Annotated in this window: 18 protein-coding genes, 2 tRNA genes and 1 pseudogene; 15 read left to right on the forward strand and 6 right to left on the reverse strand. The window is 32.4% G+C overall.

The window, feature by feature from the left end; genetic code table 11:
* Positions 1-229: 229 nt before the first annotated feature.
* The 4 genes from MQX03_RS19440 to MQX03_RS19455 are packed head-to-tail and all read right to left on the reverse strand — an operon-like array spanning position 230 to position 8634.
* Positions 230-610 (reverse strand): YbbC/YhhH family protein, encoded by a 381-nt coding sequence (locus MQX03_RS19440; RefSeq protein ID WP_242805177.1) that lies wholly within the window; start codon positions 608-610, stop codon positions 230-232.
* 2 nt (positions 611-612) lie between these two features.
* Positions 613-3972 (reverse strand): DUF6443 domain-containing protein, encoded by a 3360-nt coding sequence (locus MQX03_RS19445; protein WP_242805179.1) that lies wholly within the window; start codon positions 3970-3972, stop codon positions 613-615.
* A gap of 6 nt (positions 3973-3978) precedes the next feature.
* Positions 3979-7086: a hypothetical protein gene (locus MQX03_RS19450; RefSeq protein ID WP_242805181.1), complete on the reverse strand. Its 3108-nt coding sequence runs from the start codon at positions 7084-7086 to the stop codon at positions 3979-3981.
* A 6-nt stretch (positions 7087-7092) separates the two neighbouring features.
* A complete protein-coding gene (locus MQX03_RS19455) occupies positions 7093-8634 on the reverse strand; it encodes a T9SS type A sorting domain-containing protein (protein ID WP_242805183.1) in 1542 nt (513 codons plus the stop codon).
* Between the two features lie 657 nt (positions 8635-9291).
* Between MQX03_RS19455 and MQX03_RS19460 the strand changes: the two genes are divergently transcribed.
* The 15 genes and pseudogenes from MQX03_RS19460 (at position 9292) to MQX03_RS19525 (ending at position 25022) form a co-directional block, all read left to right on the forward strand.
* The gene (locus MQX03_RS19460; protein WP_242805185.1) at positions 9292-9579 is read left to right on the forward strand and encodes a helix-turn-helix domain-containing protein; all 288 of its coding nucleotides are present in this window, start codon (positions 9292-9294) and stop codon (positions 9577-9579) included.
* A gap of 26 nt (positions 9580-9605) precedes the next feature.
* Positions 9606-10496: a hypothetical protein gene (locus MQX03_RS19465; protein ID WP_242805187.1), complete on the forward strand. Its 891-nt coding sequence runs from the start codon at positions 9606-9608 to the stop codon at positions 10494-10496.
* 559 nt (positions 10497-11055) lie between these two features.
* Positions 11056-11898, forward strand: a complete 843-nt coding sequence (locus MQX03_RS19470) for a toprim domain-containing protein (RefSeq protein WP_242805189.1) — start codon at positions 11056-11058, stop codon at positions 11896-11898.
* A 164-nt stretch (positions 11899-12062) separates the two neighbouring features.
* Entirely contained in the window at positions 12063-12524 is a 462-nt protein-coding gene (locus MQX03_RS19475) for a BfmA/BtgA family mobilization protein (protein WP_242805191.1), read from the forward strand.
* 15 nt (positions 12525-12539) lie between these two features.
* Positions 12540-12671: a hypothetical protein gene (locus MQX03_RS20485; protein WP_262916954.1), complete on the forward strand. Its 132-nt coding sequence runs from the start codon at positions 12540-12542 to the stop codon at positions 12669-12671.
* Positions 12672-12686: 15 nt separating this feature from the next.
* Positions 12687-13328 (forward strand): annotated as a pseudogene (locus MQX03_RS19480) (DUF5712 family protein); the annotation flags it as partial.
* A 420-nt stretch (positions 13329-13748) separates the two neighbouring features.
* Entirely contained in the window at positions 13749-15392 is a 1644-nt protein-coding gene (locus MQX03_RS19485) for a type IV secretory system conjugative DNA transfer family protein (protein WP_242805193.1), read from the forward strand.
* 59 nt (positions 15393-15451) lie between these two features.
* A complete protein-coding gene (locus MQX03_RS19490; protein WP_242805195.1) occupies positions 15452-16966 on the forward strand; it encodes a PDDEXK family nuclease in 1515 nt (504 codons plus the stop codon).
* Between the two features lie 142 nt (positions 16967-17108).
* The gene (locus MQX03_RS19495) at positions 17109-17378 is read left to right on the forward strand and encodes a hypothetical protein (protein ID WP_242805197.1); all 270 of its coding nucleotides are present in this window, start codon (positions 17109-17111) and stop codon (positions 17376-17378) included.
* A 577-nt stretch (positions 17379-17955) separates the two neighbouring features.
* On the forward strand, positions 17956-18162 hold the full coding sequence (locus tag MQX03_RS19500; RefSeq protein ID WP_242805198.1) for a helix-turn-helix transcriptional regulator: 207 nt from the start codon (positions 17956-17958) through the stop codon (positions 18160-18162).
* A gap of 4 nt (positions 18163-18166) precedes the next feature.
* Complete coding sequence (locus MQX03_RS19505) at positions 18167-20365, forward strand: restriction endonuclease subunit M (protein ID WP_242805200.1); 2199 nt, start codon at positions 18167-18169, stop codon at positions 20363-20365.
* Entirely contained in the window at positions 20362-21825 is a 1464-nt protein-coding gene (locus tag MQX03_RS19510) for a nucleoside 2-deoxyribosyltransferase (RefSeq protein ID WP_242805202.1), read from the forward strand. The genes MQX03_RS19505 and MQX03_RS19510 overlap by 4 nt, the downstream gene beginning before the upstream one ends.
* Positions 21825-23315, forward strand: coding sequence for a restriction endonuclease subunit S (locus MQX03_RS19515; protein WP_242805204.1), 1491 nt, complete (start codon positions 21825-21827; stop codon positions 23313-23315). Before MQX03_RS19510 ends, MQX03_RS19515 begins: the two co-directional genes overlap by 1 nt.
* Before the next feature lie 3 nt (positions 23316-23318).
* Positions 23319-23741 (forward strand): hypothetical protein, encoded by a 423-nt coding sequence (locus tag MQX03_RS19520; RefSeq protein ID WP_242805206.1) that lies wholly within the window; start codon positions 23319-23321, stop codon positions 23739-23741.
* A gap of 27 nt (positions 23742-23768) precedes the next feature.
* Positions 23769-25022: a hypothetical protein gene (locus MQX03_RS19525; protein ID WP_242805208.1), complete on the forward strand. Its 1254-nt coding sequence runs from the start codon at positions 23769-23771 to the stop codon at positions 25020-25022.
* A gap of 118 nt (positions 25023-25140) precedes the next feature.
* On the opposite strand, the gene MQX03_RS19530 is transcribed toward MQX03_RS19525, so the two are convergent.
* Positions 25141-25222: transfer RNA gene (locus MQX03_RS19530), tRNA-Leu, on the reverse strand.
* A gap of 8 nt (positions 25223-25230) precedes the next feature.
* Positions 25231-25303, reverse strand: a tRNA-Gly gene (locus MQX03_RS19535).
* Positions 25304-25308: the final 5 nt, after the last annotated feature.

Below are 25308 nucleotides of genomic sequence, written 5' to 3' on the forward strand. Positions count from 1 at the left end.
AAAGTGTAAAATTATAAGCCGTGCATTTGCTGTTATTGCAAGAAATGAAGCTTTTGTAAATACTTACAAATTTGCATCATAATTTTAACTGATTTTATTTGGTTTTTATCATAGAATGCGGGAGCGGGGTTTAACTGACAAACTTTGTAATAATAAAACGGTACTTTTATAAAACACAAAACCCACCGCAATTGCGGTGGGTTTGTTGTTATAAAATAAGAGCGGGAAACTATTTATAATGAGTTACGTGAATAATCTTTCCGTCCTTTGCATTAATCTTAATTTCGAAGGTTCCTCCGAACATAGGCATACCTTTATAAAGATACTTATCTAACATACCTTGATTCAGACTTCCCGTAATTATCCACATTTTATTTTTCTTTAATTCAATATTATATGGTCTTTCGTCTTTAATCTTAGATTTTCCATAAATAACAAATAAACTATCTTCAGCTATTTTGACGGCTGTTTCTTCATCCTTGACAAAGCAATCTTCGCAGTTAGCTACTTGTTGATTCTTCTTTATATACTTTTCCCTTGAAAAAAAAAGATTATACAAAAGAAAAGTGCTTACAACAAATACTATAATTATAAATATTCTTTTTTTCATTTCTATATAATTCCTTTACCTTTTGGCGTTGGAGAAGATTTCATAATAGGAATAATTATATTATCCAAAATAATCTTACCAGTACCTCTTGTTGGTTCATTTTTAGGTAATTTATCACTGTCTATATTATTTGACCTATTAGGATGGTTTTTATCACTCGGAACATCTTTATCTAAAATAACTGTCTGATTTGTCTTTTCATTATACTTTAACAATTCTCCCTTTGGAGTTGCTATATAAGCATCCATCCCAACTATTTCAGCACCTTTTTTATCAGCAGGAGAAGGATTATCATTGTCATACTTTTTATCATAATTTGAATGAGTATGTACAGCGGAAACAATTTTAGCATTATCCATTGAAAAATCAGGAGCTGGGGTTACACTTGATTCGCCACTGCTTACATTTGGGGTAGTGTATGTAAAATATTTTTCTCCCTTAGAATCTGTTACTTGATATATAACCGACCCATATTCTTTTTTGTCTTTTATGGAATTATCGTTATATAACATTGCAAAATCTTTTGCAGCGTCTTTTACTGTTTTAAATCTATCTCCCGGATTCATTGCTTCTCTTCCGTCAGGGTCAACAAACATTATAGGATTATCTAAAGCGTAAGTATAAGGAGAAAACCTTCTGGACTTTTCCGCTAGCGGGTCAACCACTCCCCATCTACCAATATCCGGCATATACATCCTCGCGCCATAATCGTACATCCCCGTCTCCTGCAACTCCTTTCCGTTGTACTTATAATTGTTGAAAGATAAACTATTGTAATAATTGTTATGTATCATTCCGAATGGATAGTAATTGGTAACTTCATTGATATCTCCTATTGTTTCACCAGGCATACATGGTTCACCACTTGGTACATTGTCACAATTTTTAATAGTACTTCCTACTACTATTCCATCACCGTCACTATCACTATATGATAATCTTACGTTTCCTAAATGATCTGAATAATTATAATAATATCTACCTAAAATTTCATTGTAATATCCTTCAGCAGTTGGAATAAATTGTAGCTTCATTGTTGTTTCATTCCAATCATTTTTATACTGAAAACCATCTAAATAATCTGTTTTTTCCAAGCCATAATTATCAAAGGTTTTCATTAATTTAACTCCGTCTGCCCTATAAGTATTACTTGTTGTTTGACCATTCTGAATAGTCTGATTAGGCAAATTTAGAAAATTATATTGAATGGATGAAATACCTTTGTCTGCAAATGATGTCATATTTCCGTTTAGGTCATATCCTATATCTGTTGGTGCAGCTTTATAAGGGTAGCCAAGGGTTGTGGTTACAGTTTCATTTATTTTCTGAAGTCGGTTGCTAACATTAGCATTTTCGTATTGATAAGAGAGATTATCAATAAGTAAAGCTGTAGTTCCCATTCTATGAGCCGTTCTTTTCATAGTTTTAATATTCCCGTTGAGATCATAGGTAACTTTCTCGTAATATTCTCTGATTGATGCATTCATAGAATTTTGATAAAATCCTGCTGAGAGTCTGTTTAGACCATCATACACGTATCCATATCTTTTGAGAGGATCATTTTCTTTACCAATTCTCCAATCTACTTCGGCAATATTCCCATTGTATCTTGGGAGAACCTGTAAACTTGGATCAGAGGCATCCGGAGTTTGTATACCTTCAACCTGGTTATATTTTATTTTATAGCCAAAAAGATCATTTCCCAAATTGTTGGGATCATTAATTCCCGTCATCCAGCCACGAATATTGTAAGTGTAATCAACTGTCTGAAGTCCACTTCCCAAACTCGTACCGCCTACTTTTTTGTTCTTTAATTGAGAAAGCTCGTTGTAGTCGTTCTGAGCTAAATATTCAATGGGATTGCTATCAACCTGATGGGTGTGGGTCTTCAATCTGTTCTGATGATCGTAGGTGAAATTCTCAGTAATCACTCTTTCAGTATCACTATTTAATCTTTTGTGCTTGGTAACTGCCTGTAGCGGTGTTCCCGAAAAGTCCAGCAAAGATTCGGTTTTGGTATAACCTCCCAGATGATTGACAGAATGGCTTGCGACAGGTCTTCCTTTGGTGTCGTACCAGCTGTAGGTCTTTGTCCAGTTATCATCCTCAATATTCTTTACATAAGAAGCAACAGGTAGTGTTTTTGTGCTGATGTTGTATAGCTGTGCATTTTCGTGCAGGATATTTTGTCCCAAAATTTGGGTCGGTATTGCAGGACTTCCTACTGGATAGATATCATAATAATTTACAGATAACACGGTTTCTATATTGGAGAAATATACGTTACTATAGTAAATCTGCATACCGTTCTTTGTGAATCCCGCATTTAGTACTTCTGTAATCACCTGATTTCCTGCCTGACTCTGCATGCTTTCTCTGCTGCCACCGGGCAAAATACCGGTATAAACAACTCTGCCAAACTGGTCATATTTGGTCATAAGCCATTTTCCCTGTTGTTGCAAAACAGCATCCTGGGTCATCATCAGCCTGTCGGCTTTATCGTACACCATAAATTCCCATCCTTTTCCGGGAAGTTTTTTTTCTACTAAACGGTTTCTGCCATCATAGCGATATTGATAATAAAGGTTTTCTACTGTGGATGATTCTACCGTAGGTGCCGAAGCTAATGGCGGAATAACAAATACGAGCTGATTATATTCGTTATACACATAATAAGTATCTGCATTTTCTGTAGCACTCAACACTTTTCTCACAAGAAGAATCTGCCCCTGTCCGTTTTTGAATTCTATGGTTTTGTTTCCGTCTTCATCAGTTACTGTGTTCTTGTATAACTGTGAGGGTTGGAAATATTGAAGAAGCTGAACAGCGGTTTGTGTTCTGCCTTCAACCCATGTTGTAGTAGTTTCATATTTTCTTACATAGTCGCTAGCTGCGTTGGCATCATAATCAAATTTGACGGGTTTACTAGTCCAGTCGTTTCCTACTTGGATCTGCTGTTGGATTCTGTCCAGTGGTGAGTTTTCTAAGATTTTTTCTGCATAGATTTTCTCAGAACCATAGATGGTTGGTTGTGATGCATTGGCAAGCGGATTGGGAACAATCGCACCATTCATCGTTCCGGATTGCGGCACGGGAAGAAAGTCTTTTACCTGTCTTCCGAAACCGTCATATTCTATATGGGACACCACATCTTTTCCAAGAGGTGATGCTTTGACATTAACTACCTGTTTAGGTCTTCCCAAACCGTCAAAATACTGAACCGTTTCAGCGGTTTTTGTTGCTGTCGTTCCATTATAATCAAGAAATGTCTTTGAATACACATAGTTTTCTGTATTAGTCAATTGAGCTTGCGAGAAACCTACAACAAATACTGCGCTTATCGGGATTAATATTTTCTTCATGTGTTTTTATGGTTTGTAGTTGTACTTGAATTCTTTTAACAGCTTACCTGTTGCATTGTTTTCCCTGATTTCTTTTAAGCGATTGGCTGTATCATAAAGATAAACCTCTCTAATGCCACTTGGCGGTGTGATGCTTGTAACTCCGACTAATGGGTCGTAAGTGTAGGTTGTAATACTGTAATTAGAAAGAACTGAATTTTTTCTAAAAGTATCCAAAGATTCAATCAGTAATTGCTCTGAAGAACCATTCAAGTCTGAATTTGATTTTTGGCATATGTCTAAAGTCGTATAACTAGAAGTTGAATTACTAATACCTAAATCATTCATCAAATTGATATAGGCAACTCCTTCTATTTTTGCTATTGGGAGTGTTCTTTGGTAACCATATAATATTGTTACTGGTATTCCGTCTTTGGATGTATATTGTAAAAGATTTCCTTTTTCATCATAGCTATCATATGTTATATCATTTTCAAAGACTTCGTTGGGTGTATTAATTTTAGAAACTTGTACACTTTGTTGAGAAGATGGTAATAATAGTTGGTGTCCATTCCAATTTTTACTAAAATTTGTTTTATTCTTAGAAATTGGAACTCCTTGTTTATTAACTTCAGTCAAGACAGGAATTTCCACCATATTTGCTGTGATCATATCTGCATTTGAGGAATAATTTAAAGTTTTATTAATTTCTGAGCCATCGGAATTTATACTTTTTATGTTTGTAAGTACCTGAGGCTTAGTTTGAGAAAAAGTAAATTCATTCAAACTTGTTAGCTCTTGACCGTTAAAATATTCCTTTTCAATAATTTTCTTAGGAACAAAAGTTCCACCGAACTGTTTTATATAATAGTTAAAACTTCCCCTGTCAGTTGCATGAGTAACATAATTTGTGGGTTTTAAAACATCAGCTATATCAGAAAATTCAGTTATAGACTCTCTAATTTTCACAAAACTATCATTATAAAATTCTTGTTTACTTAATTTTCCTCTTTTATACGAAAATGAATTATAAGGAAGATTTATATTTTCAATATTTTGAGGTCCTAGCGTGTATTTTAAATTAGAATTAACAATATTTTGATCAATTTTAATAAAATCTGAATTATCAGGATGTGAATCATGCCCTGTAAAATGGTATTTTATGTAACTTCCATTACTTTGAATTTCCGTTACTTCTGAGTATAATACTGGTGATGAATTCATCGCAGTTTCAATAATATTGTTAGAATATACATCAATACTTTCATGATGTTGTATTGAGTTTGTTGCAGAAAAATAAATTAAATTTCTATAATAATTTGATAATATACCACTAGAGATTATATTTGGAATGTTAGGATTGTAATTCTTTAAATATTTATATTCTTTTGTATCAGCAATTAGCCCCCCTTCAGAATAATTAATTATTTTTTTTATTCTGCCCCCGCCGACTACGCCCGTGGAGCTAACCACAGAATTTTTAAATTGATTAGAAAAAGGACGGTCAACTTTTTCACTGTAATCATGACCTTCATAAATAAACTCTGACCTTCCTCTTGTCGGATAAGTAATGTTTTTTAAAAGTCCTGTACTGGCATAATTTATATCCGAATTTCTTATGGATTCAGAAAAAGAATATTCACCATTGTTCTTATTTAGATTAAAATTCGGAACTAATTTATTATTTGTTTTACCATTCCAATACCCCCAAAAATCAATACCTATAGTATATTCATCGGGAAGAGTAGATTTACCATAGTAATCAAAGTTATACTCCATTTCATATACTGGATTTAATTTTGACTTGAGAAATAATTTCAATTTATCTAAGAAAAAATAGTCTTTATTCCTATAGTAAGTTAAAGCTACATTTTTATAATTATGACCTAATTGATTTTTTAGAAATATTGACACTAGTTTATATGATGGAATTGTTCCATTATAGTACTTGTTAAAAACTTCGTAATTAAAAAATGCTATTGGGGTATTGTTAAGTCTTATTTCTTCGGGCAAGCTTTTTTTTGTTATATTGAATGAACTTACTATTCCTGAATCTGCATACGTACTCTCGTTCCCCCAATGCACAGTTCCCCCAACATAATCTAGCCAACTAGAAGAAGTATTGTAGTTCATATTTGTACTCTTTATATTTTGTGTACGAACAAAATTATAATCTAAAATCCGAGAAAAGGGTTCTTTTATATTACTAATCAAATCTCTGTCATGACAAAAATCTTTATCGTAAGGATCAATGTTTTCAGATTTATAAACAATATCTATAACATTTGTATTTGGGTATTCAATTTTAAATAAGTTCCAAGCAGTTATTGTAAACTTATTGTCAATATTTTGATCGGTAGACATTGGATAAGATACTTCAAGATTTGCATATACACCACCGAAGGAATATTTTATTCCTTGACCATCTGTTATAACGATTGAGGAATTCTTTGTTAAACACTTAGAATCTTGGTATTGAGCACCATTAAAAAAAATTCCTATTGGTTGTTTGGACGATAAATTTGTAATATCAATTTTTAAACTTTTTTCTTCAGATACAATTATTGGAACCCCATTATTTCCTATATAAAAATACCCATGTTTGCCCATAAAATTAAAGTTAAAAACATCAGGCTCTAGCTCAAAATTTCTACCGCTACAATTTATTCCAACTTTAACATTTCCATTATTCCCTGCGTTATAATTATTTCCATATATCTGAGAATTAGTCTTATTACAGTTTCTTACGCCTTCTAAGTATCCATATAATTTATCACTTGCTGTTGATTCAGGGCAATAGTCATCCGGAATTCCCCGAACCTCTCTACTTATCGCTCCTCCAAAGTCAAGTGACCAATCCATCCCTACATAATTGGATCTTTTTGCGGGAACAAATCCTGTCCCATAATATTGAAGGTTAATACTAAAGTTCTCATTCATGTATATACCCGAATAATTATATAAGTTAACAGTATACGCATTACCACCAGTGTTTTTATTTATAGGGATATTTCCAAATTTTTCTATTTGATAAGTTTGAGGAGATTTTACATTCGGAATAGTTTGTGAAAAACTATTAATAAATGAATTAATTAAAAGTATAATAATTAATTTTCTGTCAAATATTTTTTTCATGTGTTTTTATTTTTTAATCAATTTACCATTCGCAGTTTTCCCTGCATCCGTTTTTATCGTTACCAAATAAGCCCCCTGAATCAGATTCTGCGTATTGATCTTGGTTACCTTATTCTTGGTTTTCAGACCTTGTAGCTGTCTTCCGCCCATATCGTAAATCGTAATATCAGCTTCTTTGAAATCAAAGCCGATCTCCACATAACAGTAATCAGAAACAGGATTCGGATAAATCTTGATGTTTTGCTTTTCAATCAGTTGATCCAGCTGTTTGTCACCCAGTTTGACGATCTTCCAGTTTTCCTTTCCGAGTTCTTCTGCACTTGTTCCTGCAAGAATAATAGAACCGTCTCTGTTTAATTTGATATCAGATAATCTTTCTTCCTTTTTTCTTGATTCTCCTTTGACGTGCTTTCTCCACTGCTCATTACCTTCAGAATTTAAATAAAGCATCCAGAATGTCTCATCATCTGCTTCTATTCTCCCTTCTGCCTGAGTATAACCGCCTAGTAAAATGCCCTTAGAGTTCTTGTCGTCGCCGGTTTTTACCACGTTCATTCCCATCAGAACATCCCTATTCTTAAAATTGTAGGATTTTTGCCAAAGCTCTTCACCCCGGTCATTTAATGAGATCAGCCAAATGTCAGTTCCTTCATCAATATCGACTGTTTTATTTCCTGATTTGTCAGACCTTGATTCTCCACCAATGACATATCCGGTAGAAGTCATTGCCAAAGTTCTTAAATGGTCATCACCTTTCCCTCCGAAGTTCTTTTCCCATTCTACTTTTCCTTCTTTGTTCAGTTTGACGATCCAAAAATCACCTTCACCGAAGTTTTCAGTTTTCTTGGAACCACCAATAGTACTTCTTGAATAAATTCCAAGCAATGCACCGCCGTCAATCGTTGGAATCATCTTCTCCACTTCATCAAGACCTTTTCCGCCTATAATGATCTGTGATAGTTCTTTTCCGTTTTTATCAATTTTTGAGACGATCACGTCTTTCGATCCGTGACCCTTCGGAGCATTCTGCACATTTCCTGCAACAAAAAATCCGAAATCTGTAGTCTGAATGACGGCTTTTGCTTCTTCGTCAGAGCTTGATCCCAAAGTTTTCTGCCAGATCTCATCCCCAAATTCGTTGATGCGAATGAGCCATATATCAGATCCACCTTTTCCACTGTCTTTTTTATCTAACCCTTTTCCTGAATAAGAAGTTCCTGCCAACAGAAAACCACCTTCCTGAGTAGCCACCGTTGCAGAGAGAAAATCATGGTTTTGTCCCGAGAAATACTTTTCCCAGACTTCTTCACCTTGCTGATTGAGTTTTACCAAAAGAAAATCGTAACCGTTATTTTGTTTGTTTTCGGAAGTGAGTTTTTTCGATTGAATAGAACTTCCTGTAATGAGGTATTGCTGATCGATTGTTGTGGTGACTTGTGAGAGAAAATCCTGAGTAGAGGATTTAATATCTTTCTGCCATACCACATCCTGAGCATACGATACCGCAAATGTGCATAAGAAAAATGCACTCGAGTAGAGTTTTTTCATGATTTGAGTTTACATTTTTTAATGTTGCGAATATAACTATTTTTTGATATACCTATCTCCTAATCGAGATTTATTACATTATTATTTGCTAATAATTCACAAATGTCTATTGATAATGCGACAAAACTTGACGTGTATTATGGAATTTGAAAAAATATTGAAATCTGTAAAAAAATGGATATGCAAAGCTGTTTAAAAGATAAAATACTGACTGCTGAGGAATTTCAGGAATCTATTGAAAAATCAATTAAAGAATACAACTCTGAAAAGCCGTAATATTTTGATAAAATATACATGCCTGATGGAGTTTAGAAAAAGACAAGAATTGAGTTTTAGATAATACTTTGACCTTCTCAAAAATTAAAAATAGATTTACAGCAGGAAAAAACGATTTATAAGTTTCTTTAATATTATAAGTTAAAAAAATAATCACCAAACCTTAATCAACTTTAAAGCATATTTAAGAAAAGAAAGTTAGATGAAAATTTGAAAAGAACTTTAAAAGATTTTATCCCATACAGATTTTTACAAGATTAGATAAACGCTCTTATAGTCTAGATAAACTAAAATTAATCAGTCCCAATTTTTTGGGATTTTATTTTTGCAGTGTTTTAATGAAGAATTTTGGAATGTTAAAACCAAGTAAAATTCATTAAAATGTCAGTACAACTTTATTCACATTCTAAATCAGATTTAGAAAAAGCAGTTGAGATCATTCTCAAAAAAGCTTCAGAGTTTTCGATGCCTGTTTCTAAAGAAGCAACGCAACCGGAAGACCTTATTTCCCAAATTGATGCATCTAAATTTTTGCATGTATCAATTCCCACCATTATCGATTGGAGAAAAAACAAAGAGCTTCCTTACTATAACTTCAGCGGACGATTTTATTACTCTAAAAGCGAACTTTTAGAATACGGAAGACGAAGAAACCATAGAACAGCTTAGCAACCATTTAAATTACTTCAGACTTTATGATTACCGATCAACACACAAAGGTTCTGAGAAAAGATTTTAAAGAAAATGATTCTGCAGATATCATCCGGATAAGTAATCAATTTGTAGATAATTTTTTATTCCAGGATAGCTTAGCGGTTGACATTCCAATAAATGCTTTAAGAATAATTTTCAACATAATTTCCATCTTGAGAAATGAGCAATTTATGCCTGAAAAACAACCTGTGCAACTATCTCTTTTTGATGAAGAATTTGAAACAGAAAATAACGTGTTTGCAACAATTAAAATCAGAAATAGTAAGATTTCAAGGAATCGCTCCAGCAAACAAATTGTCGAAGCATACGAATATTTAGCAAAATTCAAAATGGGTTGGTACACATCAAAAAACATGGCGGGTAAAGACATTAAAACATTTGGCGGATTGATTTCTCTACCGTCTTACGAGGAAAGAGGCTACACCTCATTTTTGATAAGCAGTTTTTGGTTAAAGAAACTCATAGTGCTGTCAGAATACAATCATATGTACTACGATCTTGTATATCGTGTGAGAAATAATAAGCACATTTTATTTGCTCTTTGGTTGTCAAAGATTCCGGATACAGGAACAATGGTTAAGCTTTCAACTTTCAATCAGAAGTTCAGAATAAACTATAAAAATTCAAATGATTTCTGTACAAAGTTTTTAAGAGCTGTAAGGAGAGATTTAGATTTATACAATTCTTTGTCGTTCAATTACAAATATGAAAATGACCTTATCTATATTATTCCATATCAATCTAATCCTTTGGATAAAGCACCGGAACAAAAGCAACAAATTGATTTAAAATCTGTAAGAGAAAGAATAAGATATTTCAAAAAAAGATACTCATTAGAACAGGTTAATCTTTCAAATTTCATCTACAATTAAGTCAATATTGATAGGACACGCAATCAGATTGAGAACGCTTACAGAGATTTTATTAAGAACAACAGAGCTAAAGGCACTACTTCAAATAAAGTTAAGGGTATCAATTTTCTTCAAGAACTTCAGGCGTTAATTATTGAGAACTACCGAAAAACAGAAATCGGAAAGAGATTACCAAATGGATATCCTTTAATAATATGATCGTTTGCGGTATTCCGCTCGTGATAATTGCGGTATTCCGCTCTCTCAAGTTAAGGAATTGTTGAAATGACATCAAAAATTAATCGAAATGCGTTATTCCGCTCCTTGTTTCAAATTTTTGTTGAGTAAAAAACCAAGAAAATCACAAATTATTGCAAATCCTAACAAGTTTTCGGTATTCCGTTCCTGCCATAAATGATGATTTTGCGGTATTCCGCTCCTGCCAATTTCGGTATTCCGCTCCTGTTACTTGCGGTATTCCGCTCGGAAATTTCTCATGTAAAACCCTATTCAAAGGGCGTTTGGTCGCACAAACTAAAAGGTATTATAAAAGAAAACTTTTGCTAAACAAAAAAAAGAAATGAACTGCAAACAATTGAACACGGTAAATTTGGAAGAAGTCCTCTTTTCTCTCGGACACCTTCCAAAAAAACAAAATGAAAAAGAATCTTGGTTTCTCAATCCATTTGCCACAGAAAACCAAGCATCTTTCAAGTTAGATAAGCGCCAGAACATTTGGTATTTATACTCGGAAGGTATAGGCGGAAACAATATCGATTTTTTAAAAAAGTATTTCAACTACTCCATTAATGAAATTTTATCCTGGGCATCTGAGAAGAATTTTTCTTCTTTTCATCAGCAGTCAAAAATTGAAAAACCCAATTATCAAATTACAGAAGTTGCGGAAATTCAAAATTGGAATCTAAAAAAATACTTATATAACAGAGGTCTTTCTCAACGATCTTTCAAATTTCTGAAGGAGATAAAATTCACAATCAATAACAAAAAATTATATGCTGTCGGATTTGAAAATCTATCTGGAGGTTGGGAGTTGAGAAATTCATTTTATAAAGGTTCGATTGTAAAAAAAGATATATCAATAATCAGAAATAACAGCAATCAGATTTTTGTTTTCGAGGGATTTACAGATGCAATGTCTTTTATTGAATTAGAGGATATTTTTGACAAAGATATTTTGGTTTTAAACTCTATTTCTATGTTGGAAAATGCAAAAAAATATCTTCAAAATTATACGGATATTTTTCTTTTTATGGATAATGATAATGCAGGATTGAAGTGTAAAAATGACATCTTATTATCATTTCCTGAAGCAAAAGATTGCTCAAAAATATACAATAAATACAAAGACTTCAATGAGTATTTTATCGCAGAAAGACACAATCTATTAGCAGGAAGTGATTAGCAAGACGGAACGGGGCTATCACCCCGTTCTGTCTTGCCCTGCGGGGCTAAAAAATTGATTCTCAATTTTTTAAGAAAAAACATAAATGTTTTTTCTCATATTAAATCTATGAGATTTTTATAACTACCTGTAAATCAAAACTAAAAATTATAAAAACTATTATAATGAATGACATAAAAGAAAAACTTACTTCAATTGGAGTCGCTAAAAAAGACAGCGATGATCTGGAGAAATTCTGCCGAAAAATAGGATGCAGCAAAAAGGATTATATAAGAATTTCTCTTAATTATTTTAAGGCATATGGAGTCGATCCGTTAAAGAATGAAAGTCCTCAGATTGAGATTGCCAAGATCTTCAAAAGGATAGAAGATTTGTTTGCTTTCGGGAAAGCTCAGGAGTCAAAAATTATCATTCCGGCGATGAAAAAAGTAGAAGAAAATATGCAAGTTTTAAAAGGCAATTCTGAGAATAAAAGTGACAGCAAAATTTTGGAAAGCATCCTTTTTCTTACGAAAGCCAATCTATTTTTTCTCATGCAAAATGATAAAAAAGAAAAAGTAAATACTGCGATAATTCAGAATTTCCAAAGTTACGTTTCACTGTTTTCTGAACATCAAAACAAATAATATTAGAAGAATCTGATGCATACTAAAATCTTAGGTGGCGGTGTCTATGGTAATTCCGGAAGTTGCGGAGCATTAATAAATTATTTGCAACATGAAGATCGGGAAATGATTTTAGATGGAAAAGAACCAATTCCCTTTTTCTCTTAACAATCAAATAATGTTTCTCCCGACGAAGTTCAGCAAAATATTGATAACAATAAAGCAAAACTCTGTAAAGAAGATGCGAAGTTCTTCAGTATTGTAGTATCGCCCAGTGCTGAAGAAATTAATGCATTAGGAAAAAACGATTCTGAGAAGATTGAAAATCTGAAGATTTTTGTTCGTAATGAGGTTATGCAGAAATACGCAGAGAATTTTAATAAAGGTCTCAACAATTCAGATGTTATGTTTTATGCTAAAATTCATCAAGACAGAGGGGAGAAAAACATAGAAGGAAACCTTCATTGCCATGTTGTGATAAGCAGAAAAACAATAGATAATAAAGTAAAAATTAGCCCACAAACCAACCATAAGAATACTTCTAACGGAATTGTAAAAGGTGGCTTTAACAGAAAGCAGTTTATGGAAAATGTGGAAAAATCCTTCGATAAAAAATTCAGTTATGAAAGAAGCTTTGAAAACACTTTTGAATATAAAGATGCTATGAAAAATGGAGATTTTGAAAGAAAGATGAATGTAATCGAGAAGAACGCTAAAATAAAAAATACGATTGACATTCAAAAAGAAAACAAATTGACCGTAGAAATAAAACATGAAGTAAAACTGACACCGCAGGTCAAGCAGAATAGAAGCTTCAGAAGATAAAAAAATAACACTATGAAAGATTTACCAATTATAGCAAAACTTTTTGCTATTACCCTAACAATAGTAATTTTCCAAGCCGTAGGACTTGGTATTTTAAAGATAAATTTCGCAATTTTTAACAACTACATTCTAAAAAATGTTTTAGAGATAGTATCTCCAAACACAGATTTTGTAGATAGGATAAGACATTTGTTTTTTTCTCTCTTGGGAATATATCTCGAGCTTGTTTATTTACTTTTACAATTTTGGGTATTGCAGAATTTTTTTTCTTTTTTTAAGAGAATTTACTTAATTATCAGAAATGCAGTGTTATTTCCATTCAGATTAATATGGGCGCAATTTTTTAATCTGTTTGGTCTTTCCTTCGGAAGATTGAAGCAAACTAAAGATGGAAAGCTAAGCAAGATTCTCCTTCAGACTATGAAAAGTATTATAGAAATCCCTAATCCTTTCAGGGGAATTTTAGTAATTGGCGGGGCAGGTTCCGGAAAGTCTGAGAGTTTTGCCATTCCTTTAATTAGAGAATTTTCAAAACAGAATTTCACAGGAATTGTTTACGACTTCAAATTTCCAACTTTAGCACAAGAGGTTGAAGATTATTACACAGAAAACAAATCAGACATCAGCAGATACTTTCTGAACCTAAGTGATCCAAAATGTAGCCATCGAGTAAACCCTCTTAACCCTTTATATATGCCATATTCTGCATATGCTCGAGAATATGCATCGGCAATAACTAAAAATTTAATGATAGAAAGTATTAGAAAAGAAGATTTTTGGAGCAGATCTGCAACGGACTTATTAACAGCGTGTATTGGGTTTTTGAAACAGGAACATCCTAAATATTGTGATTTACCTCATGTATTGGCTCTAATAGCTTCCCCTTACAAAGACCTGATTAAACTTTTGGCAACAAATACTGAATCTAGGGCGATGATAATTTCACTGGTTACGGCAGTTGAAAGCGAAGCTTCAGAACAAATTGCCGGAGTGGTCGGAACACTTCAGGGAGCCGTAGCACAAATTAACACCCCTGAATTTATGTTTATAATGGGAGGTGATGACTTCTATTTAGGCGCAAACGAACCTGATTACAAAAGTGTTATTACAATTGGAAGCAATCCAACTATTTCCTCCACTATAGCACCGCTTTGCAGTTTAATAATTTCGGTTTCATCAAAAATGATGAATCAACCAGGAAAAGAAAAGTCTTTCATCATGCTTGATGAATCACCAACTGTATTTATTCCAAATATAGAGGTGATTCCGAATACAGGAAGAAGTAACAAAATTTCCACTGTACTTTTTGTGCAGGATTTGAGCCAGCTTGTTGATGGCTATGGGAAAGAAAAAGCTGATGTTCTATTCGCAAGTTGTGCAAATCACTTTTATGGTAAGGTTTCGAGCAGTCAGACAGCTGATGTTTTAAGTAAACAATTTGGGAGAGAGGATAAGTATTTTGAAAGTAAAAGTGTAAACAGGCGTTCAGATAATATTTTCCAGAGGAACATTGGTAAAAGTTATTCTGTACAGCAAAGAGAAGTGTTTCAAGGCTCAAACTTTATGAATTTATCAGTTGGTCAATTTGTAGGAAATATCGCAGAGACAGAAGAGCCTTACATTATTAAACAGTTTATGCCAAGTAAGAAAAATACAAAGGTTGATCTGAAGGAAAAAATTCCTACACACGAACGAATACAAATCGATGTTTTCTACAAAAAAGTTTTTCAGGAGGTTCAGGATATTTTAAGCGGAAAAGTGCATCTAGATTACGAAAATGATGTAGACCGCAATGAATTAATTAAACAAATTGATAAAAATACTGATGAAGAAAATACTGAAGCTGAACCAACAGCAGATAATGACACTATGACTCCTGAAGAAATTATAGATGAACTGAGACAAATTAATGCTCAGGGTTACGGACTTGAAAATTTAAAAGACGAAGAGAAAGTAAAACCTTCTGATGAAACAGATTTTTCTGAGTCCGAAAGACAGTTTAAAGAAAGTATGGAATTTCTGAAAAGAAAAAATCACATTGACAATCTTTCAAATTTAAGCTAAGTTTTCACAATTTTAATTTTTATTAGAAATATTTTAGAACTTTATTAAAATCTTCACATATGAGAAAACACGAAGTTGATATGTATTATGTAGAACAACAATACAACAGCTACCATGGGAGAGGTCGTTTTACAGTGACAAAAGTATCTGATCCTGATAAGAATGGACACAGAACCGTAGAAATGCTTTGCAATAAGCATAATCAGCATGTTACGACTAATACTGATTATAAATCACTCCCATCAAACTGCTCTGGGTGCTTCAGTGATTCAAATACTAAATATAATGTAACAACTATTCAAAAAAAGTCTTTGGAGATATTTGGCGAAAAATATAAAATAGTTGAGTATTCAAACGGGATGGTGCATTTAGATTGTCTTCTGCATTTCAAACAAAACATCACTCAAACTTTAAACCATCATTTTGCAGGCGACACACCTAATTGTGAAAAATGCAGAGAGGAAAAGAAGTATAACTATTATTTAGAAAGAAGAAATAAAATAATCAGAGATACTTTTGAAGATCTGCACCGAAAGTATAATGAGGGATTATATTTTTTTGAACCAATCGAAGTGTTTTTTGATGAAAACAATATTAAAAAAGTATTAGTTGCGTGCCCAATTCATAAGGATAGCAATGGTGACAAATACAAATTTTCAATACCTGCTCAGAAATCTTACATTAAAGAAATATCTAAAAAATGCCCAGAATGTAATAGCAAAACTCAAAGCGTAAATCGTTCAAATACAGTTAAGTTGTTGAAAAACAAAATAAGAAATTCGGCTAATGAGACAATTAAGAATAATCATTTCTTTATTGGATTTCAAAAAGATAAGAACGGAAATATAGTTCAAGATTCACATGGAAATAATTATGTATTCTTAGGATGTAATATTTTAGGTCACAGCCAAAGATTTTCACAGTTATCTTGCAATGTCGGAGAGCAAAATGGATGTTCTGATTGCAATAATAAAAGAGCAAACAGGAAATCAGCTGAAGATTATATTGTTAAAATCAAAAACAAGCTTGAAGAAGCAGGAAAAAATGAATTTTTTCAATTTAATAATCTTATTGACAGAGATAAAAATAATAGAATAAAGTTTAATCTTATCTGTAAAATTTGTGAATGTCCCGACTGGAGTTATGCTCATCATATTAAAAATATAACATGTAAAAACTGCAATTCCAAAGATTCCAAAGGAGAGGCAAAAATCAAATTATTTTTACAATTGAATCATATTAAGTTCGAAGAGAAGAAACGATTCGATCATTTGCGTAATAAACTTCCACTAGAATGTGATTTTTATTTACCTGAACGTAATCTGATTATTGAATTTGATGGATTACAACACTTTAAACCAATCGAATTCTTTAAAGGGGAGGCAAAATATTTTAAAAACATCGAAAATGACAAAATCAAAAACGAGTACTGCAGAAATAACTGTATTAACCTATTAAGAATCCCTTTCTACGAGTTTGATGCCTGTGAACAAATAATTTCTGAAAGCATCGAAATCTTAAAAGGCGGAGGCTCTGTTTACAAAATACATGATAACACACTACTAAAAAATTAAAAATGAAGAATCTTTTATTTTCACTATTTACACTTGCTGCAAATATTTTGATGCTTTGCCATGAATTTACTTTCTTAAGTTTCATAGGAGTTCTTTTCTCCCTAACTGCGCTAATCCTTATAACTATTAAATACAAATTACTATGAATACCTACAATAGACAAAATGTAATTGCGTTTTTGACAAGCGTACGCCCCGAATTAGAAAAAGATGACAGAGAAACTGTTGCAGATCATTTTATGAAAGATATTGAAAACAATACTGATCAATTTAAGGAACTATCAAAAACGCAAATTGATCAGTGGCTTTGGGAAAGACATTTATACAGTGCTTACAACTTAGTTAAAGATGTTTTTTGCGAACAATATCCTGAAGAATACAAAGATTACATTCTAACTCCAATTTTTTTATGAACTAATAGATGAAATTCTAACGAATTGCGTTACCATGGGAATAATTGATAACAATCAGCAAATTTTCAGTTCTAAAAATTACTACGATAATGACCGCAGAGAAAATATTAAAAAACTTATTGCTAACTCAATATCATAAATAACAATGAAAAACATTAATTCAAAAAAACTTACAATTACAATGCTTGCAGTTTACATTGTAACGACCAGTATGATGGCTTTTGTTATATATAATCAAAAGCTAGAAATTGATAATATTAATCACTACCTCCAGCATGCAGCTTTGGATAAGGCTTTGCAGCACCAATAGACTAATTTTGATGCAATAAAAATTTATTGTATTTTTGAAAAATCAATTCCCCGCACGCCTCTGATTTAAGCGCAATTTGCGGGGATTACTTTTTTTATGACTGAGGATCATTCTTTCGATAAAAATCTTTGTTTAAAAATCTACTTACAATAAAAGTTTGTATCGTACGATACAGAGATATTTATTGAGTTATTTACAATTTTATTCTACATAAAAAGACTTGCATTTGTGCAAGTCTTTTTATCTTTACACAAAATGTATATTTCTATGCAAGAAACACCAATTAATAGACTTAAAGCTGTGCTTGCTGAAAAGCAAAAAACAAGTAAATGGCTCTCAAATCAACTTAACAAATCTGAAACAACTATTTCAAGATGGTGTCGAAATGAGATTCAACCCTCTGTTGAAAACATGGCACAAATTGCCGAATTATTAAAAATTGACATTAAAGAATTATTGAATTCAACAAAATAACAAAATGAGCTTATTACAACAAGGTGTTAATAAAGGTTTAATATTATTTAATGAAGATAAAAGCCAGATAAAATATATAAACTATCATCGTTTTAGAAATTATAACAATCCAGAGGAAAAAGTTCAGGTAGAAGCTTTTTTAAAATTAGTATTGCAATACAAATATAAACCAGAACGCATAAAACAATATGTATCTGTAGCTATGGGCTCGGGTATCAAAGAGGCAGATATAGTGGTATATAATGATGATGCTTGTGAGCAACCACATATCTTGGTAGAATGTAAAAAACCGAATGTAAGTCAGCAAGAATTTTTACAGGCTGTAGAACAAGCGTATAGTTATGCTTATGCTATGCCTAATGAGGTAAAATATGTATGGGTGACCAATGGAGATAATAATGAGTATTTTGAAGTAGATAAATCTAAACATACCCGTATTACCCAGCCTGATATACCGCAATTTGGTGTGAAAAATTTAGCTCATTATAAATTTGTATATGATGCCGAAAGTTTAAAACAAATAGAAGGCAAACAAGATTATTTTGATTTGATAGAAATTGGGGAAGATGATCTTACAAGAAGATTTAAGCAAGCCCACGATGCCCTTTGGGGAGGTGGACAGTTAAACCCTTCGGAAGCATTTGATGAATTGGACAAGCTTATTTTCTGTAAAATATGGGATGAGAAAAAGGATCGAAAACCAGGACAACCTTATGATTTTCAAATCATAACGGTAGATACAGAAGCCGTACCGAGTTATACGAAATTAAGCCCTTTACAAATTGAAGCCGAAAAAAGAAGAATAGAAAACCAGCAATTAAAGGAGCGTGTCGAAAGTTTGTATGAAGAGGGAAGGAAAAAAGACAAAGAAGTTTTCAGAGATAACATACGTCTAAGTGCCGAAAAAATAAGGACCGTAGTAGCTTATTTACAAGATGTAAATATCGGTGAAACCGATTTAGATGCAAAAGGACGAGCTTTTGAAACCTTTATGGGTTCATTTTTTAGAGGGAATTTTGGTCAGTATTTTACCCCTCGACCAATAGTTGAGTTTACAGTTAAAGTGTTGCCCATTACCAATCATTCTTTAGTGTTAGATACTTCTTGCGGTAGTGGTGGCTTCTTGCTGTATGCCCTCAATAAGGTACGTAAGCAAGCTGATGAATTATATCCTAATCATAAAAACGACGTGAGGCAAAGTCAAAAACACCGCAAATTTTGGCATGACTTTGCTGAGAAAAACCTTTATGGAATAGAAATAAATGAGCAGATTTCTCGTGCTGCTAAAATGAATATGATTATTCATGACGATGGACATACCAACGTCATAACATCTGACGGATTGCTCACACCCGAAGCCATCGAAAGAAATACTGAAAACAAAGGATTCCAATACAACAGGTTTGATGTCATCATTACCAATCCTCCTTTTGGTAGTATTGTACGACAAACAGAAAAAGCTTATCTCAAAACCTTTCAACTCGGCAAAAAAGAAGAAGATTGGTTAGCTGTAGCTGCTAAACCCGAAACGTATCGAGAAAATCAAAGTACCGAAGTATTGTTTATAGAGCAATGTTATCGCTTTTTAAAACCAAACGGCTATTTGGCTATTGTGATACCCGACGGCATACTTACCAACAGTAGTTTACAATATGTACGTACCCATATAGAAGAAACCTTCCGCATAGTAGCCGTAGTTTCTCTACCCCAAACGGCATTTGCCGCTAATGGTGCTGGAGTAAAAAGTTCAGTTTTGTTTTTAAGAAAATACGATGAAAACCAAACAGAGCAGATTAGAAACATCAAACAAAGAACACGCTTCAACCTCTTAGATACCAATCACTACAAAACACTAATTGCCGGTTGGGATAAAGAGAAAAAACAAGCCATAAAAGAACTGGAGAAACAATACAAAACCAACTATCCCGAAAAAGATAAAAAGGAAATTGTGGAATTAATGCAGGAGGACAAAGCCGAAATAAACTCCCGGTTTGCTGAGCAATTACAAGAATTAAAAGAAAACCTGCAATTGCAATACCAGCAAGCTAATGAAAGACAATTACCCGACTATCCCATCTTTATGGCAATTGCCGACGATATTGGTTACGATGCTACAGGTAAAAAAACCAATGTAAATGAGCTGGACACTATTGCAATCGAGTTAGAAAAATTTATTAACGTAATTGAAAACAACGAAATATGATATTGAGAGGTGTAATAGAAAATATATTTGGTGGAGCATTATCGTTCAGAGGGTTTGCCAAAATATCAGATTTAGCAAAATTATCCAAAATAGAAGACACTTATCAGCGTCCGGTTGATGTTGAACGAAGCAAGGCTATCTTGGAGTTTTTAAAAAATAGCGAGTTTAGATTTTTTTCGGAAGTAACCTTGTGTCTCAATTTCAATGACGGAAATGCTATTACAAAAATTCTTAGCGGCACAAGAGGATTAGTCGAAGAAGATATTGATCTTACTGTTATTAGTAAAGATTTTAAAGATTATGAAGCTGCGGATAAATTTGATAGCCCTTTGCTTCGTAGAATTGCTCTTGAATTTAAAACAACCGATAAAAAATATTTGAGCCGTATAGACGGTAGTCATCGTTTAAGTGCTATAGATATATTACTTACCAGTGTAAAAGAAGAAGATAAGCAAATCTTAAATGGTACTGTATTAGATTATTATGTGCCTTTTAACATTTTATTACAGCAAAAAAATGATGAGTCTTTACGATTAGAGACAGCATATTTTCATTTAATTAATTCAAAATCCGAAAGGCTTACATCTGAGCAAAATTTAAAATCTATTTTAGAAGGAAATTTATTTTCGGATGGTCAACTAACTGAATTGTTAGGAAAAAACGCATTACAAACAAAACAACTTTATAGTTATGTAAAAGAGTATCAATTTCTAAGTATAAATAGCATAATTGATAAATCCCTAAAAACTTTTTGTCTTCAATGCAGCAATCTTTTAGTAGATGAAAAAGCAAATACAATTCAAAAGAGTATACAACAAGTAGACGCTATTTATGCAGATGAACACAAACTATCTGCCAACAAAAATGTAAATCTTTTATTAGCTTTTATTTATATTAAAGTAAAAGAAAAACCAGAAGTTTTCAAAAAATTCCGCACTTGGATATTGACTAATCAATTGTTTGATATTGCGGAAGTGAATACGCAAACTATTATTGATGTATTCATTAAAATGCACGAAAAACGTACTTACAGTGTTTTCGTTGCTATGCCATACTGGAGCCACGCCGAAGTAACAGAATACAACAAATTATTTAAAGCAGTTTGCGAAGAAGTAACAAAAAAAGCCAATACAACAGTTGAGCTTATTCCGATAATGCGGTTTAGTGGCAAAAGCCAAAGAATAGACAAAAGATTAATAGAAAAAATTAAGGAATGTGATATTTTTATTGCTGACATTACAGGCTCAAACGCCAATGTTGTATTTGAAGTTGGTTTTGCGGAAGGACAAAATAAACATATGATTTTGCTAAAAGCAGAAACTGACCCAAGTGTACCTCCATTTGACATGGACAAACTACAATACATACCGTATAATCGTGACACTTATTATAATAGCATAAAGGACATTGCTGTAAGAAATATTTTGAGTTTGTTGAAATCTGAATTTAATATACTGTGATGTATAACCTTCCCACACATACTGACCCAAATAAAATTTTTATTGTCAATCGCTCTAAATTAGAAGGAAGATTTGACCCTATTTATTATAATTCAGTCTCTAATCTTAGTATTGTAAAAGACACTAATTATAAAGTTTTTAAATTAGGTGAGATCGTAATTTTTCAAAGAGGCAGGTTTGGACATAGACCAAGAAATGATCCTAGATTTTTTAATGGAAATTACCCCTTTATACAAACTGGTAATATTGTTGAAGCAAGTCAACATAATGGAGAGGTTATGTTTACTCAAACTTTAAATGAATTAGGGCTGGGCACAAGCAGATTGTTTGAAGCAAATACATTAGTTATGACAATTGCAGCGAACATCGGAAGTACGGCAATAATTAATTACAAAGCTTGTTTTCCAGACAGTTTAGTTGCCCTAATTCCTAAAGTTGATTTTATTAAAATTGAATATTTAAACTTTTATTTAAGGGCAATTCAAAAATATGTTGAAAAATTGGCTCCACAGGCAGCTCAAAAAAACATAAATAATCAACAGCTTCGTCCACTTCCTATTGTTGTTCCTCCAATAAACATCCAACAACGAATCGTAGACCTTTACCAATCCGCTTACCAACAAAAACAGCAAAAAGAAGCCGAAGCACAACAATTATTAAACAGTATAGACGCGTATCTTTTGGGTGAATTAGGCATTACATTACCCGTAAAAGACAATAGCCTACAAAACCGAATATTTACTACTTCTTTTAGCGAAATTACAGGTAGCAGGTTTGATCCAGTTCCTTATGAAATAAATACCATTAATTTAAAAAATGCTATCAAAGATGTAAATAAGAAAAAATTTGTGGTTTTGCCACTTAAACAATTTATAAGCCAAAGCGTAGCAGGAGATTGGGGAATAGAAGTTGAAGAAGAATATAAAGAAGATGAATACACTAAATGCTTGGTTATTCGTGCAACTGAATTTGATAATGTATATAATTTAAAATTAGATAATTCAAGAGTGAAGTATCGTCTAATCAAAAACGAAAAAATTAAAAAGATAGATCTACAGCCAAACGATTTACTTATAGAAAAATCTGGTGGAAGTATCGACCAACCGGTAGGAAGAATTGCTTTAATTACAAAAGAAATATTTGAAAGTCATACGTTGGCACATAGTAATTTTATTCACAAAATAAGAGTAGATCAATCTAAAATTAATCCACAGTTTCTTTTCTATTTTTTAAAAGTAATTCATAATGTCAAATTAACTGAAACGATGCAAAGTCAAACAAATGGAATTCGTAATTTGATAATGCAAAATTATTTTAACCAAAATATCATTTTACCAAAAAATGAAACAGGAGAAATTGATTTACAAAAACAATACGAAATAGCACGGCATATTCAATATGTCCGTAGTCATGCTAAAGCTCTGCAAACAGATGCAAAAAATATTTTAGAGCAAGCCAATAAACTAGTAGAACAAATGATATTAGGATAAGAAATGAGAGTAATAATTTTAAGAGGCGCCGGAGATTCTGGAAAATCTACAACTTTAAATTTGGTGTTTGAAGAACTAATCTCAAGTAGATACACAAGAACAATATCTTACCAAACCCCGATTGGTAATCCCATAAATAGAGATTTCGAAGCGGAAGTAATTTTAACGGACAATAGAATAATTGCATTTTACACGATGGGAGATTATGATAAAAAATATATCGTTAAAGCTATTGAGGAGTTTCGGAACAAGAAAATAGATGTTTTAATTATGGCTTCTAATCAAAATTTAAATACACATTTCGACTTTGTTGTAAATAATTTCCCTCATATAATCGTTAATAAAACTGTTTCAAATCCAGTGATCGACACTGATAATCAAAGAAATAATTTTCAGGATTGTGGAAACATTCTTTCTTTACTATAAACAATTTATAAAATTCTACTATTTATAATGAAATCACCATTGAATATACATCCTCCGAAGAATTGGCAAGATTTTGAAACCTTGTGTCTAAAACTTTTTGGTGAAATATGGAAAATCCCCCATGAAATCGAATTTAATTCTGATAATTCTCAAGGTCAAAATGGTGTTGATATATATGGTGCTGTAGATGATGGATTAAAATACAATGGAATACAGTGTAAAAATAAAAAGCTAAATCTAATTAATGGCTCACCAAATAGAATTACAATAAAAGATATACAAGCAGAAATTGACAAAGCAAAATGTTTTCAACCAAGTCTAAACAAATTAGTTATCGCAACCTCACTTCCAAAGGATCAAAAAATTGAAGAGTATGTTAGAAAAACTAGTGTAGAAAATATTAAAAATGGTTTTTTTTCAATTCAAATTTGTTTTTGGGAATTTTTTGAGAGGAAGTTATGTGAGTTTCCCGAAGTATACAATTGGTACTTTAAAAATGAAGATTTTCATAAAGTCAAGGATATATCTGTAACATTTAAAAATGGATTAAAAGAAGTTGTGTGTCATCCAAAATTTCAAAAAAAGATTACACGTTATAGATTAAAGTCTGAGGTACAAAAATTAGAAGAAGAAGAAAAGTATATTGAATCACTCAGAAAGGTTTTTTTAGAGATGAAATTTCCTAAAAAAGAAATCGAAAATGTTTTACATATTAACAGAGCTACCACTTCCAATAACAACTTAAATTTCAATCATGCACTAATTGGGGAAAAGCATGTTTGGGGAGATGTTTGTTGGCTTAAAATACAAATAAAAAATTCTGGCCAATCTGTAATTGAAGATTATAAAATTACGCTTGATTATGAAGGTCTTTTTAATGAAGTAGGTGCTGAAAGCAAAAATATATTGTTTGAGCCAAAATTTACAAATAATGTAAAACAATATAGTAATTCAAAAAAATCCTTATATATTAAGCCTAGTGATCCAACTTTGGTACCTGAGGACTATTTTTTCTCCGGTAATTTTTACATCAGTCCAACATTGGGAATCGATACAGAAGTACATTTAAAATGGAAATTAATTTCTAGAGATTTTACAGATTCTGGTAATCTTTTAATTGTAATTAAACCTTTATATCATATGGTATATATTGATAAAGAAGTCGGTAATATTGAAGACGAAAAGGAAGAAATCTCTTATAATCTATTTGAAAGACGTGGCATAAGAAATTTCACTGGTATAAAATACTTAGATAAAATAACAGATTACAAATTTGAATAAATAGAAAAGTGAGGCACAAACGTAATGCAGCTCTGACAAAATTAAAATTTTAGCCACCCTTTTAGCCACCCCTAAAAACAAAAAAGACTGTTAATCAATGATTAACAGTCTTTTTAAGTACCCCAGACGGGACTTGAACCCGTACATCCGAAGATACAGGATTTTAAGTCCTGCGTGTCTACCAATTCCACCACCAGGGCGTGATGAGAGCGAAAAACGGGACTCGAACCCGCGACCCCAACCTTGGCAAGGTTGTGCTCTACCAGCTGAGCTATTTTCGCAATTT

Origin of the sequence: Chryseobacterium aahli, from assembly GCF_022699665.1 — a bacterium.
Classification (GTDB): domain Bacteria; phylum Bacteroidota; class Bacteroidia; order Flavobacteriales; family Weeksellaceae; genus Chryseobacterium; species Chryseobacterium aahli.